At 68.7% G+C, this 14585-nt stretch carries 11 protein-coding genes and 1 pseudogene; 9 read left to right on the top strand and 3 right to left on the bottom strand.

The genetic code is table 11. From position 1 onward, the window contains the following. Nucleotides 1-23 precede the first annotated feature (23 nt). The 3 genes from B4N89_RS45185 (at nucleotide 24) to B4N89_RS45175 (ending at nucleotide 4290) form a co-directional block, all read left to right on the top strand. Nucleotides 24-884 carry a hypothetical protein gene (locus B4N89_RS45185; protein WP_078982526.1) on the top strand — a complete coding sequence of 287 codons (861 nt, stop codon included), beginning with the start codon at nucleotides 24-26 and terminating at the stop codon, nucleotides 882-884. Nucleotides 885-1376: 492 nt separating this feature from the next. Then, nucleotides 1377-2237, top strand: a complete 861-nt coding sequence (locus B4N89_RS45180; protein WP_143658351.1) for a hypothetical protein — start codon at nucleotides 1377-1379, stop codon at nucleotides 2235-2237. 64 nt (nucleotides 2238-2301) lie between these two features. Further along, nucleotides 2302-4290: a TraM recognition domain-containing protein gene (locus tag B4N89_RS45175; RefSeq protein WP_161501047.1), complete on the top strand. Its 1989-nt coding sequence runs from the start codon at nucleotides 2302-2304 to the stop codon at nucleotides 4288-4290. Here B4N89_RS45175 and B4N89_RS45170 read toward each other — a convergent pair. Beyond that, complete coding sequence (locus tag B4N89_RS45170; RefSeq protein WP_143658349.1) at nucleotides 4243-4968, bottom strand: DUF2637 domain-containing protein; 726 nt, start codon at nucleotides 4966-4968, stop codon at nucleotides 4243-4245. The two genes, B4N89_RS45175 and B4N89_RS45170, sit on opposite strands and share 48 nt — an antisense overlap. A gap of 100 nt (nucleotides 4969-5068) precedes the next feature. Beyond that, a complete protein-coding gene (locus B4N89_RS45165; RefSeq protein ID WP_078982522.1) occupies nucleotides 5069-5278 on the bottom strand; it encodes a hypothetical protein in 210 nt (69 codons plus the stop codon). A 166-nt stretch (nucleotides 5279-5444) separates the two neighbouring features. Here B4N89_RS45165 and B4N89_RS49325 point away from each other — a divergent pair, with 166 nt between their 5' ends. From B4N89_RS49325 to B4N89_RS45155, 4 genes are all read left to right on the top strand, one after another. Beyond that, nucleotides 5445-6266: a conjugal transfer protein gene (locus B4N89_RS49325; protein ID WP_143658347.1), complete on the top strand. Its 822-nt coding sequence runs from the start codon at nucleotides 5445-5447 to the stop codon at nucleotides 6264-6266. Nucleotides 6267-6572: 306 nt separating this feature from the next. Continuing rightward, a complete protein-coding gene (locus B4N89_RS45160; protein ID WP_078982521.1) occupies nucleotides 6573-6869 on the top strand; it encodes a hypothetical protein in 297 nt (98 codons plus the stop codon). Continuing rightward, nucleotides 6866-7270: a hypothetical protein gene (locus B4N89_RS50415; RefSeq protein ID WP_161501046.1), complete on the top strand. Its 405-nt coding sequence runs from the start codon at nucleotides 6866-6868 to the stop codon at nucleotides 7268-7270. The genes B4N89_RS45160 and B4N89_RS50415 overlap by 4 nt, the downstream gene beginning before the upstream one ends. After that, a complete protein-coding gene (locus tag B4N89_RS45155) occupies nucleotides 7267-9978 on the top strand; it encodes an ATP-binding protein (RefSeq protein WP_161501045.1) in 2712 nt (903 codons plus the stop codon). Before B4N89_RS50415 ends, B4N89_RS45155 begins: the two co-directional genes overlap by 4 nt. A 374-nt stretch (nucleotides 9979-10352) precedes the next feature. Here B4N89_RS45155 and B4N89_RS49320 read toward each other — a convergent pair whose 3' ends face one another. Beyond that, nucleotides 10353-12230 (bottom strand): hypothetical protein, encoded by a 1878-nt coding sequence (locus B4N89_RS49320; protein ID WP_143658346.1) that lies wholly within the window; start codon nucleotides 12228-12230, stop codon nucleotides 10353-10355. 1053 nt (nucleotides 12231-13283) lie between these two features. Here B4N89_RS49320 and B4N89_RS53630 point away from each other — a divergent pair. Both B4N89_RS53630 and B4N89_RS45130 read left to right on the top strand, forming a co-directional pair. Beyond that, nucleotides 13284-13868, top strand: a pseudogene (locus B4N89_RS53630) (lytic murein transglycosylase); the annotation flags it as partial. Nucleotides 13869-14113: 245 nt separating this feature from the next. Continuing rightward, on the top strand, nucleotides 14114-14422 hold the full coding sequence (locus B4N89_RS45130; RefSeq protein WP_161501044.1) for a C40 family peptidase: 309 nt from the start codon (nucleotides 14114-14116) through the stop codon (nucleotides 14420-14422). Nucleotides 14423-14585: the final 163 nt, after the last annotated feature.

The raw sequence follows: 14585 nt of genomic DNA, 5'->3' as shown, positions 1-14585 counted from the left end.
CCACCCACTCGAAAGGACTCGACATGGCTCACGGGGAACCGGCGCAGCCCGACGAGGTGCTCCGTGCCCTGCGGACGGCCGACCACACCCACACTCTCTCGGAGATAAGCGCAGGGGTCCGGGCTCTGCGGGGGCAGCTCGGGCCTGCCCTGTCTTATCTCGCCGACCTCGTTACCGTGGTCGAACGACTCACCGACGCCGGCCGTCTGGTCGGATACAGCGCCGGTGGTACCGACGTGTGGGGACTCGAACCACGCTTTGTGGTCGGTGACCGTGTTACCCGCATCGGCGGGGGTTCCAGCGGTGCTGACGGGCGGGTTGGGACCGTCACCGCTGCGGAGCACAATCCCGAACATCGGGCGGTGCACGTCACGATGCGGTACGAGGACGCCACTGTCGATGGGTACGTGTCGCCGCGTCTGTTGAGGCGAGTCCAGGACGCTTCCTGTTCCTCCATTTCGTACAGCGCCGAAGTGCTGACCGACACCGGTTGGCAATCCGCCTCACCCGGTGAGTCGTGGACGAACCTGAATGACGCCTTCGGCTGGGCGCGTACCCGAGAGGGCGCCGGTCGCGTGCGGCTCAGGTCGACGGACGGGCAGACATGGGAACGGTTTCCGCCGATCCGACACGCTTTTACCCCGGCGTGCCTCCTGCCGCCGGCGTGGGAGGGCTTTGCCGTGCCCGTGGATCGGCAGACGTCGCACAGGCGACTGAACGCGACCTTCGAGCACTTGAATGCGAACTTGACCGACGATCTCCGGTCCGGGTTCGTCTGGCTGACCGACCATGGCACCGGGCGCGGGTGGGAGATGCGCCGCCATCCCTGGCAGCAATGGGCCATGCATGGTCGGTACCGGCCTCCGGAGCCGCCGATCTGGTGAGGCGTCGGCCGTGTCGGGATGTGCCCGGAGCACCCCGGCACGGCCGCACGCTCGGGCGCCCCGGGGAAGGGGACCGGGCGTCGACGCCTGCGCGCCGTACCCCGTCAACGGCCCGGAGGACCAACGCGAGGCCTTCCCGTCTGCTTCTCCACCCGCACGCCCCCGCCTGTCCGAACTCCGCACCCGCTGCCTTCGATGTTCTTGTGCCCCCTGATCGATGTCCCCACCATCGACCGCCCAGCCACTGCCACCACCCGCTCCGATATCCCGACAACCCCTCCGTGCACCAGCCCTTCCATCCCCCTTAATCGGACCGCGTGCGGGTCCGACTCTGTGATCCTGACCTGCGCTTCGCCGTCCTGTTGCCTGTAGGCAACACAACCGGGGTGGATCTACAGTCGGACCTACAGTTGTTCCACCCGCGACGAACCCCAGAGCGTCGCCAGTCCTCATGCAGGAAGTCACCTGCCGAGGAAGCAGCGAAGGAATGTCATGACCTCTGGGGAAACTCCCGTTCAGGTAGGGCGCCGCCGCCGGCGGGCGGCTGCCGTCGGCTCGTCGACGGACGGCTCCCTGCGGCTCGGTCCCGCCGATCTCGCGTTGCTCAAGTGGCTGGTCGACTGGCGCTACGCCACGGTCGCCCAGGCCGCCAGGCTCGCCGACCGCAACCACGAGGCCCTGCGGCGCAGAATCCGGCGTCTCGAATTCGAAGCGGGTCTGGTGCGCACGAGTCGCCCCCTGGCCGGGATACCGACCGTGGTCATGGCCACGGCGCGCGGCAGCGCGACCGTGGGCAAGCCCACCGAGTCGCCGCGGCTTTCGCACGCGACGCTTCTGCACACCCTGCTGGTCGCCGACGTCGCGATCTCGTATACGTTGCTGGGCCACGAGGTCGTCTCCGAACGCAGGATCGCCGCGCGCGACATGCGAACGGATGGGCCGCTCGTCTGGGCGGGTTTTCGCCGACGTACTCACCGCTGGCCGCATCTGCCCGACGCGGTGGTGCTGCCCCCGGCCGGGGGCGAGTCTCGTCATCGTCCCGAGGACGACCTGATGGAACACAAGGGCCGCAGGTTGAGGTGGCGGGATCGATTCCCGTTCCCCACCGAGGCACGCCTTCCGCTGGCGGTCGAGGTCGAACTGGTGGCGAAGCGGCCCGTGGAGTATCGGGAACTGTGTGCGGGGTACCGGGGTGCGGAGCACCTGTCGGGCGTGCTCTACCTGACGCCCGAACCGTCCGTCGCGGAGGCCGTCAGCAAGGCCGCGGAGGCCACGGGACTTGCCCAGAGTGGTCGATTCCTGGTGCGTCCGCTCGTTGCGTTCCCGGGAGTGACGCGTCATGACGAACGCTAGGGAGGATCGGCTTCGAGAAGGGCGATTTCTGCTGAACCCCGCCTCGCCCAACAGGGATTCCATCTTGGGCGTCGTAAGGGGTGTGCTCTGGGCTTTCCACCTCCTGGTCGCTCAGGTCGGCGGTTTGATGTGGGGGCTGCTCTACTTCGGGGTCAACGGGCTTCGCCTGCGGAGGACCTTGCCCGTGTTCGTGACGGTGGCATCGGCGGCCTGGGTGGTGATCCGGGGGCCGTTCGCGGCGTTCGACTCCGCGGTGGCCGGGCCTCGGGAACTGTGCGCAGCGATCGTCGACGCCTCGGTCGGTTCCGACCCCGGTTGGTCGTCGGTGGCCGATCTCGCGTCCACTCGCTGGTCGGCGTGGCTGCGCGGTCAGGTGCCCTTGGCCGTGTGCGTCGGCTCCTTCGAGGCTTCCGTACACGTGTGGCTGATCTGGTTGAACACCGACGAGTGGCGGCTGCCGGAACCTCGGCGCGCGGTATGGGTCGTTCTGCGATCGCGGGTGAACGAGTTCCGTCTGCGTTCGGCACGGACCGTACCGCGTGGCGCCACACGGGTGGGCGTCGACGACGGGAACGGCAGGATCCTGCAGATCCCGGATGACGAACTGACCGGGCACGCCCTGGTGTTCGGCGGTACCCAGACGGGAAAGACGACCACGTGCCTGCAGTTCGCGCGCTCGTTCATCCTCCGAGGGTTGCCGTTCGTCGGTTTGGACCTCAAAGGCGAGGCATCCGTGGTCGATGCGCTCCGTAGGTGGGCCGCGGAAGCGGGCCGGCCGTTTCGGGTCGTGAGCTTCGACGGACCCGACTACTACGAGCCGTATCGGCACGGGGACTGCTCGCGGCGGGCCGAACTCCTCGTCGGCTCGGGACGATGGGCGGGAGCTCCCGACTATTACCGCAACAACGCGCTGACGTACTACCAGGACGTCTTCGCCGTTCTCGACGCGACCGGGAACGAAACGAGTGCCGGGTCGTTGCTCGGCGACCTGGTGGAGTTGGGAGATCCCGCGGTGCTCGCGACGCGGGCAGCCACCATCCCGGCCAGCCATCCCGAACGTGAGGACCTGCTCCGCAGGGTCGCCGCCTCCACGGAACTGGTGCGCGGCGACTCCGCGGCGATCTCCGGCTTCGTGACGCAACTACGCGGCCTGGACGCCTCGGCACTGGGGCGTTGGCTGCGGCCGGCTCCGGGACATGGGGAGGCGCCGGGTTTTGATGTCGACCTGTTCGAGGCGGTCGACGAACGCGGGGACGCGCCCTTGCCGGTAGTGATGTTCTCCCTGGCGTCCGGCGTGGGTCAGGTCGCTGCCGGAGCCCTGGGGACATTGATCGTGCAGGACATCACCACGATGACCAACGAGCTGATCGCGAACGACCGAGGCGTCACGTCCGGGTTGGTGTGGATCGACGAATTCTCCGCGCTGGGAGGCGTCGACGTGGAACACCTGCTGGCACGTGGCGCGGCGAGCGGCCTTCGCGTGCTGCTGTCGACACAGTCACTGGAGGACCTCGCCATCGCGGCCGGCACGGACGCGGCGGCGGGCCGGGTGCTCGACGTCGTCGGCATGGTGATCCTGCACCGGACGAAGGATCCAGCCTCGGCGGAACGCTTGGCCCGGACCGCCGGGACACGCGTGTGGATCAAGGAACGTCGTGTCGTGGAGGCGAGTTCGGCGGCGATGACGGTCGGCGCGCGGGGAGGCACGACCGGGACCGGCATGATCGAATACGACCCCCAGTCCCCGGTGCTGCGCGCGGGCACCCTCCAGGCCTTCGGACGCGGGGAATTCGCCCTGATCTCGGCGGCCGGTCCGCAGCGACGCGTCATACCCCGGGCGCGAACCATACCGGCGGCGGGCGCGGCTCGGCCGGCTCCGACCATCCCCACGACGGCGGCCGCTTCGGTGACGTTGCGCGAGGAGGACCTGGAAGCCCCCACCACCGAGGAGGTCGTCCGGGACGCCGAAGCACCGCAGACTCCCGACCAGGTACACACGCCCCGCTCACAATCGCGATTTCGCGCCTACGGGCTCGAGGAGTTCGACGACTAGCCACCGTCCGGAGAAGCCCCGCGCCGAACGTGTACGCCCCGGACGCCAGGCCGCGCACATGTGCCTGCAAGGCCATGCTGACCGTGGTGCGATCCAGATCCAAACCTGCCGAAAATGGGCGCGGGCCTCGCACGCGATCGTCGGCTCGCCGACACCGCCGCGGGTCTGCGTCGCGCGGTTTCGACGATGGATGCCCGGCGCCCGGAATTCGATCGGGCGCGCGGCGATCGCATCGTGGCCCCCCGGGTCGGTGAGTACCCAGGTTCGAGCGGCCGCCAGAGTAGTGAGGGGCGCGAAGGCCAGGCGCAGACACCAACGGACGGCGGTGAGCAGGACGCTCGGCCACGTGCGCCGACGCACGATCGCGCGCTTGCCAAGTGCCTGTTGCCGCAGCTCCGCGATGCAGGTGTCGGACGCGGCCGCGTACAACAGGGGCGGCAGGACCGCGGCCAGCGTGCCGCCCGGCGTGTGAGCGGACATCGCGTTCATGAACAGCGACGCGGCCGTGCAGGCGACGTTGCCCAGGCGCGCACGCAGCGCCGGGCGGCCGCGCACGGGCCGCGGCGAACGCCAGCGAGGCGAACACACTGCGCCGATGTCGGGTCCCAGCGCCTGGATCCGGGCGACGTCGGATGGTTTGTGGCGCGCGACGAATCGGTACTGACCCTCGTACGACACGACTCCCATTGCTGCGGCGAGGGCTCCGAGGCCGGACAGCGCGAGTATCAGCGCGAGAGTGCCGCCCCTGTCGCTGGGGCGGACCCGTGGATCGGCTCGTTCAGGATCGCTGGGCGAGGCCACGTTCGATGTACGTCGTGACGAGTTGTTGGATCGTCATGTCGGATTGCGCGGCCTGAATGCGCAGTCGGCGGCGCAGTGTCACGGGGACGCGTACGCACAACTGTCGTTCCACGCCGGTGAGGTGGGCGTCGTCGGCGGGAACCGTGGCCGCGGAACGTCGGACCGGGCTCGATGTGTCGTTGCTCATGACTCACGGGCTCCCCTGGCAGCTGTTTCGCCGTGTTGTGAGCTTGCACCAATGTAATAATGTATATACGACTATTGAATCATCGATGCGCGCCGCGTCGCCTGTCGCACGGCCAGGAGACGCCCCGGGTTCGATCAGGCACCCTCCGCGAAGGACATCCGCACACATGGGGACCACCGCCGACTTCTACAAGGGCCTGTTCGGCACGCGGACGCGGACCACCGCCGCGGAACCCTCGCCGCGACGAACAATCTCCGTCGAGCGAGCACGTGTCGGGTCCCGCAAGTGGCTTCTGTTCGTGCGCTGCGTCGTCGTCGCCGCCCTGGTCGCCGTCTTCGCGAACGGCGTCGTCGCCCTGGCCCGACGTCCCGACTCACGATCGATCATCCGCACCGAGGCGTCGGCCTTTCCCACCGACACCGCACGCGCCTACGTCACCCGATTCGTCGCCGCGTACCTGTCCTGGGACGTGTTCTCCCCCGACACCCGGGCCACCGCCCTGGCCGCCTTCCTTCCCGTGCAACTGGCGCGCGCGCAGGTCGGATGGAACGGATCGGGTCGTCAGAAAGTCATCGCCGCAACGCCGTCCACCGTGGAGATCGTCGGGCCCACGGAAGCGCGCGTGATCGTCGACGTCACCCTGGAACCGGGGGGCGCGCTCTGCGTCCAGACGGCCGTGCGCAGCGGCGGCAACGGGTCCTTGGCAGTGGTCGCCTACCCCAGCGCGGTGGCCTGTCCCGCCATCGCCCGCCAACCCCGTCCGACACCCCCGGTTCTCGAACAGGACGCGAACCTCTCGGGGTCATCTCCGCCAAGGTGTCCGGATTCCTGCGTGCCTGGGTCACCTCGTCCACCGACCTGGCGCCGTACGTTACGCAGGACTCCGGCATCTCGGGTCTGGGCTCCTCCCTCCAGTTGGACGCCGGCGCAGCCATCTCCACGCAGGTATTGGCCTGGGACGGCGCGGATCCCACACGCCGCCAGGTGATCACGCGGACCACGTTGAGAACACCCGGGGGAGGAAGCGTCGTTCAGATGCACCGAGTGACCGTGCGACAGATCTCCGGCTACTGGCTCGTCTCCGGCATCACCGCGGGAGTGGACGATCCCGAGATCGCCGCCGGACCGGAGGAACCGCTCCGACCTCTCCCGGCGCCGAGTCCCGGACCTTCGACCACGCCGCTCCCGGCGACGCCCCCGTCCTCAGCGCCCCCGGTTCCGCCGGTCCCGCCGGCTCCGTCGACTATTCCCCAACCCCCGGCTGAGCCCACCCAGGCGAAAGGAGCCCGTTCTCGTGACAGACAACCTCCCGGACCTGGCCGTCAACGGCGCGACCGTCGCCAGCGGCCTGACCGCCCTCGTCGGACCGGTCGTTCTGTTCCTGATCGGCGTGATGGCCGTACCCCACCTGTTCGGTGCCGCCCGCTCGATGTCCGCACTGTTGCAGTACGCGGCACTCGCCGTCGGTGTGGTGCTCGTTTTCTATTTCCCTGCCGTGCTGACCGACGTCGCACGCACCATCGCCGGAGTGTTCGGCAGCGGTGGCGGCAGCCCCACCAGTCCCGCGCCGGGAGGAGGCAACGGTCAATGATCGTCCGCACCTTCACCGCCATCTGGACGGTCAAGCCCCGACTCCTCGCGGTCGACGACGTCCGATTGCCCGTCCGCGGGGGAGTGGCCTACAGCCAGATCGCGGCGGGCGCGGCCGCCGCCGCAGTGTGGTGGCCGCTGTGCGCCCTCACGGGCGTCGCCTCGCTGACGGGGATACCCGGCCTGACGGTGCTCGTGTGGCTCGCACCACCGCTGCTCGCGGGCTGGGCGGCGGACCGCCCGCTGACTCAGGAACGCAGCGTCCCGGAATGGTGTGCCGCCTATCTCCAGCGTCGATTCGGCCCCCAAAGGCTCACCGGACTCGCTCCTGCGGCGCACCAGGTGCACGGGCGTGTACGGGTACTGGTGTGGCGACCGCGTCCGGGAAGTCGAAGCCGATGACGATCGTGCTCCTCCTCCTGGTCGCCGGTGCGCTGGTCGTGGCCCTGCAACAAGGCCGACGTACGTTGGCCGGCGTGACACGGCACGACCTGCCGGAGCGGTTGTCGGCACGCTATCTCGACGACTGCGTGCTCCTGACCGACACCGACGCCTGGACCTGGATGGAACTCCCCACGCTCAGCGTGGACTTTCTTACACCCGACGAGGTCGACGCGGTGATCGAGAACTTCTCCACTGCGCTCGCCGGTCTGCGCGACACGACGATCCACCTCAAGGTCGTGCACCGCCCCAATCAACTGCACGAGTGGGCCGGAGCACTGTACCGGCGCGCTGAAGCGACGGGGCACGCCGCACCGGGGCTCTCGTCCCTGCTGCTCGCGGAGCAACAACACCTCTACGAGTTGGACACACACACCAAACGAGTCTTCCTCGGGGTGCGCCTCGGCGAACGCGGCCGGTCGAACACCGGATGGCTTCGGACGTCGGTGCGTCCGCTGCTGGGTTTTCTCCGTACGGCCGAGGAATTGCTCGCATCGGTGGACCACACCGTGCCCACGGCCGAGATACGTCGGTGGACCTCCGCGGCCGACGCGATACGGCGCACCCTCGCCGCCGGTGCCCTGAGCGCACGGCCGGCGGACCAGGAGACCGTGGCCGGATTGTTCGTCCACGCGTTGCACCCGGAGATGCCCACCCCCAACGGCCCCGACGTCCCGGCTCAACCCTTCGGTCCCGGCACGGTGGAGCAACTGGGGGAGGGGTACGTCGACGCCACCCACTCCCGGTACGTCGTGGTGACCCAGCCCAACGCCGACTACGCGGTGCAGTGCGCCGAATGGCGCCAGGACGGTGAGGTGGGGCCGGCTCCCGAACGCGAGTTCGTCACCTATGTCGCGTCCGTGAGTGTCGGGCGCTTTCCGCGCGCGATCGACACGACGGCGCAGCCGCCCTGGCTCGAACTCGCCGACTCGGCAGCTTTGGCGTTCAACGTCGACGTGTCCGCACGTTGGACGATCACACCGCCGCACAAGGCGGCGAAGGATGTAGCCAAGCGCCTGCAGGCGGCGGCCGACCAGCAGAAACACTATGCGGAGGCCGGCGCCGTCGCGAGCGTGGAGAACAGCGACGCCCTGGTGTCCGCAGTTGACCTGGACGCGGAGATCTCCCGCAACCGCACGCCGCTGGTCTACGGGGCGGCAAGGATGATCGTGTCGGGCTACACACCCGAGGAGTTGACCGAGCGCATCGGTCAACTCAGGGAGCTCTACAGGACCTATGCGGGCATCGAACTCCACTGGACCGACCACGACCAGCTGTCGCTGTGGCTCGAGCAGCTGCCGGGCGAGCGGGTGCGCTCCAAGGTGCGCGCGTATCGCCAGATCCACGAACTGCGGACCGTTGCGGCCGGACTGCCGACCGCGTCTTCGCGGATCTCCGACACCCAGGGCCCGTACCTGGGGCTGACCACACGCGGCAGCGGCGAAGTCGTCCTCTTCGACCCCTTGTTCGCACCGCAACACAACAAGCCGCCCGGCGTGGCCATCATCGGATCACCCGGCGGCGGCAAGACGTTCACGGCCAACACGATCACGTTCAAGACCGCGATGCGCGGCGTCACCAGCGTCCTGATCGACCCCAAGGGCGACGCGAAGGGCCTGTCGTTACTCGGCCGCGACTACCTGGGCGACGTGCGAATGCTCGAACTCGGAGCCAACCTGCCCGGGCTCCTGGACCCGTTCGGCATGGCCGAGTCGCGGGAGGAGCAGACCCTGCTCGCCATCGAGACTCTCAAATTGCTCCTCGGCGGCGAAATGGCCGACGTGCGCGAATCCGTGATGATGGCCTCGGTCAAGGCGGTTGCCCACGCACCCCAGCCCACCTTGCGCAAGGTCCTGGATCTCCTTCTCTCCGGCGACCTCGAGCGCATGGGCCTGAACGAGAGCCCCGAAGCGCACTACGGTGCGGCCGCGAACGCGCTCGGCCACTACCTCGACGTGGTGTCCGCACTGCCCCTGGGCATCCTGTGTTTCTCCCCCGACACCACCGAGATCAAGCTGACGCGTGGACGACTGACCATCATCACCCTCGCCGGCCTCAGCCTCCCACCCGCGGGCACCGATCCCGACCGATACACCTACGAGCAGCGCCTGAGCCTGACACTCATGTACCTGGTGACGCACTTCGCCCGTCGAGCCCTGGGGCTGCACGACATCCACCGCACGGATCCCCGGATGCTCGTCATCGACGAGGCGTGGATGATCACCCAGACCCAGCAGGGTGCCCAACTCGTGGAGGCCGTCGCGCGCATGGGTCGCTCTCGGAACACCGCGCTGGTCCTGGTCAGTCAGAACGGCAGAGACCTGCTCGACGAGGCGGTGCTCAACTGCCTCTCCACGGTCTTCGTCTTCCGAGCCAGCGATCCCGGCGAAATCGCCGCCGACCTCGAACTGCTGGGACTCGCCGACACCGAGGCCAACCGCGCCCGCGTCCTCCAACTGCCCGTCGGTCGCCACAGCGAGGCGCTGATGCGCGACAGCGACGGCCGTGTCGGGCAGGTGCGGATCGACCTCTCCCACATGCCCGATGTCGTCCTGGCCTTCGACTCGACGCCCACGGAACGCGACGGTCCGACGCAGGCAGCGGCCCGACGCATCGCAACCGACCGATCCGGACGGGTCCTGGCGGTCGACGGCGAGGAGGGAACGTGACCGCAGCCCTGAGGATCGTCGACGACCACGTCGACGACCGAGCGCTTCTCGCCCGCATCGCGGTCCACCGCGCGGGCGCGACCCGCAGGCACCGGCATCAACGCCTGATCAGGGCGGTCCTGGCGATCGTACTCACCCTTCTTGGCGGCGCGACCGCCATGATGGCGCTTGCCGACCCGGCGTTGGCCATTCCGGGGTTCTCGACCAACGACCTGTGCTCACGACGGGACTTCCCCACGCCGGACGCGGCGGGACAGGGCGTCGACAGCCTCGTCCCACCCCCCGGCACCGGAGCCCCCGCGCCTTACCAACTCCCTGTCGGTCAACCGAACGGGTACCTCGAATCCGCCCAGAACGGCCGGGTGCCCGTCGCGTCACAGCAGATGCCCGTGCCGTGGTACCCCCAGTTCGGCATGGCCGGAACGACCTGGAACGTCTACAACATCGGATGCCTGGACACCGATCGGCTGTTCCTCAACCCCCTGGCCGACACCGTTTTCACCACCGCCAAGGCTTTGGATCGCATCACGATCAGCCTGTTCCAGTGGGCATTCACCAACGAGCTCGTCCGCGACCTTACCGAACCCCGTACCGACCGCAGCGGTGTCGTACACCCCTCGCCGGTCGATCGCGTCGTGTCGTCCCTCGGGGTAAGAATCTTCTACGAGTTCCTGCTGCCGGCCGTCATGGTCGGAGCGCTCGTCGTCGGGGCACGCGTCATCGTTCAGCGCCGCGGCGGTGCCGACGCCCTGGGACGCGTCATCTGGATCGTCTGCGCGGCCGCGTTCGGCATGTGGTTCATCGCCAACGCCTCCTGGGCGGTCCGCAAGCTGGATTCCGCCTCCCACGCGGTCACCGAGACAGCCCTGGTGGCCTTGTCCGGAAGCGACTGCCAGGACCAGCGCAATCCCGCCAACTGCGTTGCGCAGTCCTTCTACCAGGTCCTCGTCTATCAACCCTGGGTGTCCGGTGCTCTGGGACGTTCCGACCTCACCGATCCGGACGTACAGGCATTCGGCCCCCGTGTGGCCTACCAGCAGGCGTACACCTACGAGAACCAGGTCTGGCTGGCCTCGAATCCGGACGGCAGACGCTGCAATACCGGATGGTTCGACGCGTTGATGCTGGAGATAGCCCGTGGAAACCGACTGCCCTGGCACTTGATGCCCGATCAGACCCTGGAGGAACTCCAGCGACAGGAGGAGGAGGCGCAACGCAAGGAAACACCGTCCAACGGCGCCGCCTGCATGTGGAAGCACGCCGATCGCGACGAGATGCTGCGTACCGACTGGGGAGTCGACAACAATCACAAGGACAATCCGAAGGTCACGAAGCGACCCGACCTCTACGAGTCGTACACCGGCAACGGCGGCGGACGACGCCTGCTGATCAGCGTGACCTCCGTCATGGCCGCAGTCGGCGTGGGATCCCTTCTCGCCTTCGGCGCAATCAGCTACCTGATGTTCACCATCGGCCTGTTGCTGTTCACGATGATGGCGCCCCCCTTCCTCCTCATCGGGTGCATACCCGGCCGAGGCAAACAGATCGGGTTGCGATACCTCGAGTTGTACGTCGGATGCGCCACGAAGCAGATCGGCGTCGGCATGGGACTGGGCGGAGCCGTCGCACTCCACGGTGCCGTGTTGAGCGCCAGCGGCCTGCCGTGGTTCATGCAGATCGTCGTGGTCGTGGTCATCTCCGGCGTCGGCATCGCCTACCGCACCACCGTCATGGACATGTTCTCGCCCAGCTTCGGCGGCGGGAACGCCATACCCGAGCGCAAAGGCGTCGGAGGCCAGATTCTCGGCAAGGTCGGCGCCGCCGGGATGATGTACACCAACGCGATCACCGGCGGCCTCGTCGGAGCGCACGAAGCCGGAGGCGGGGTCAAGCAACGCACCGCCGGATTCGTCCGGGGCGCCGTCGGAGGCGCCGCCCCGTTCTCGCTCCAAAGAGCCCAGGGCGCCGGCGCCAGAGCCGGCTATCGCGTACGGCGCGAGGCCATCGACCAAGCCCTGCAGAAACTCGACACCGGAGGCTTCGCACAGGACTACCAGGCGGCGCAGCAGAAGGACGTCGACGCGCGGGACACCGGTCGCCGCCTTCGCGCGGATCTCGCCGAAGCAAGAGCGGCCGGCGACACCGCCACCGTGGAGCGCCTTCAGGACGAACAGACCGAGCACGCCGCAGAGGTGGCGCGAGGGCAGGTCGACCTCGCCGACACCCGCGCCGCCTATGAGGAAGCCCGCCAACGGGCGCTCCTACGGGCCGCAGGCAAGCGCGGCACGAAAAAGATCTTCACACCAACCCGCCACGGAACACCGCCCGACGCGCCCGGCAACGCCGCGCGGACATCCACCGGTAGGTCCGAAACCCCGGCGCCCCGCCCACCACGGCCCGACCACCCCCGCGTCCCACCGCGCCCCCGCGTCCCACCGCGCCCCCGGACCCTGTCACACCCCCGCGCCCGTTCGCACCGCCACAATCCACGCACCCCGACACCTCCCGCCGCGCCCAGCGGCAACAGGGAGCCCGCACACTGTTCCGGCCGCAGGATCCACAGGACCCACCGTCTGCGCCACCGCCGCCGGCTCCCGGAGAGACGCGCATCCCCAGCCCTCCGTCAAGACAGCCCGACCAGCAAGGGGAAGACCCGTGACCACCCGGCCAGGAGACGCGCACGACACCGACGACGGGCCGCCCCGCTCGACCACGCGAGCGGCAGGCTTACTCGCACTCGTGACGCTGTTGGCATTCGCCGCCTGGTGGGCATTCGGCGCCCACGGACGACCCCGATCGCAGTCGGATGGAAGGCCCGTCGCACCCGCAGCGTCCGTGTCGCCGGAATCACCGACGTCCCCCACACAGAAGCCGTCTCCACCCGGCCGCACACCCACACCTGCGACACCCGATGCCGCGACGCTCGCCCCCGGCCTGCCCGTCTCGCCGCAATCGTTGACCCAGGCCGGGCAGCGCGCGGAGGAGTTCCTTCGCGCCTACGTCGCCGACCGGTCCGGGGACGCGGACGCTCGCCTGCGACACCTACGCGACTTGTCCACACCGGAATTCGGCGCAACGCTGCGGAGCGCACCCTCGAACCCGTCGTTCCACCCCGCCACGACTCCGGCGCCGACTGCCGTTCGCGGTCGCTGGAGTCACCTCTCCGAACAGTCCCTGATCCTGCTCGCGGACGTGGACATCGCCGAAGCACCGTCTGCGCTCTTCACCCTGACCCTGGTCCGACAAGGCGACACGTGGGTGGCCTCCGCACTCTCCATCGGTCACGTCGGCGATCTCGGGGCACGATGAACACACCTTCCCGCGCGTTGCGACGCGGTAAATGGGGCCTCGTGGGTGCGCTCGGCGGAACCGGCCTGACGGCGGGATGCCTGCTGGTGGCGGTGCTGGCGGCGACCTCGGCCGTCTTCGTGGCCATCGGCGGTGGCGGCGGCGGCGCGGGATCCCTTCTGGCATCCGGAGCCTCATGCCTCGATCCACGATCACCGGCCGCCGGCTCCCCGACCACGGGCCCCACCGAGGCCTCGACGGCATCGTTCACCCTGCCGCCACCCCAGCCGCCGTACGGCCAATACCAGGGAGGACCACCCGGAGAAATTCCTCCCGAGTACTTGAGCCTGTACCAACAAGCAGGCCAGTCCCGCGGCATCCCCTGGCAGGTACTGGCCGGAGTCGGATGGGAGGAACTCCGGCACGGCGACGGCAAACTCGTCAATGCCGAAGCATCCTCCGCCGGTGCCGTGGGACCGATGCAGTTCATGCCCGCGACCTGGCAACAGTACGCCGTGGACGGCGACGGCGACGGACGGACCGACCCCTCGCACGCCGCCGACGCGATACCCGCCGCCGCCGACATGCTGGTTGCCAACGGTGCTCGCAAGAATGTCGAAGGCCTCCGCAAAAGTCTGTACCAATACAATCATGCGGAGTGGTACGTCAACGACGTCCTGGCATGGGCATACCACTATGCGAACGGTCAATCCGTGCCCATCGGGCCGGATGCGAGGACCGATTGCCCCGCCAGGAGCCCCGTCTCACCCGGTTCAGCATCGGACGTCGCCCTCAAAGCCGTCGACATCGCGCTTCGCCAGGTGGGCCTGCCCTACATCTGGGGGCGATGGGTCCAGATGCCTTCGACTGCTCTGGGCTGGTGTGGTTCGCCTACCGCAACGCCGGTTTCGTCTGGGAACGAACGGACACCAACGGCCAATACACGAAGGGGCAGCACGTCCCGGCCGAGGCCGTCCAACCGGGCGACCTGGTGTTCTGGCAGACCGGCTCCGATATCCACCACGTCGCCATGTACATCGGGAACAATCAGATCGTGGAGGCCCCCCGCCCCGGCCTGTCGGTGCGAGTGCGCAACTGGAAGCCGAACGAGGGTATGCCCAACGCGGTGCGCCTGGTCCCGACGGCGGCCGCATGACCAACCACGCACGAAAGCCGCGGTCTCCGATCAGCGTCGACCCGGTCGAGGATCCTCAGGGCGAACACCCATCCGCGCCGGGCGCCGCAAACCCGGCCAGCGGATCCCGGGCGAAACGGAAGCGGCGAAGCTCACGACATCGGTCAACGACCGACACCGCGCA

This window comes from Embleya scabrispora (assembly GCF_002024165.1).
Lineage (GTDB): Bacteria > Actinomycetota > Actinomycetes > Streptomycetales > Streptomycetaceae > Embleya > Embleya scabrispora_A.
This window is presented reverse-complemented; position numbering and strand designations above follow the sequence as displayed.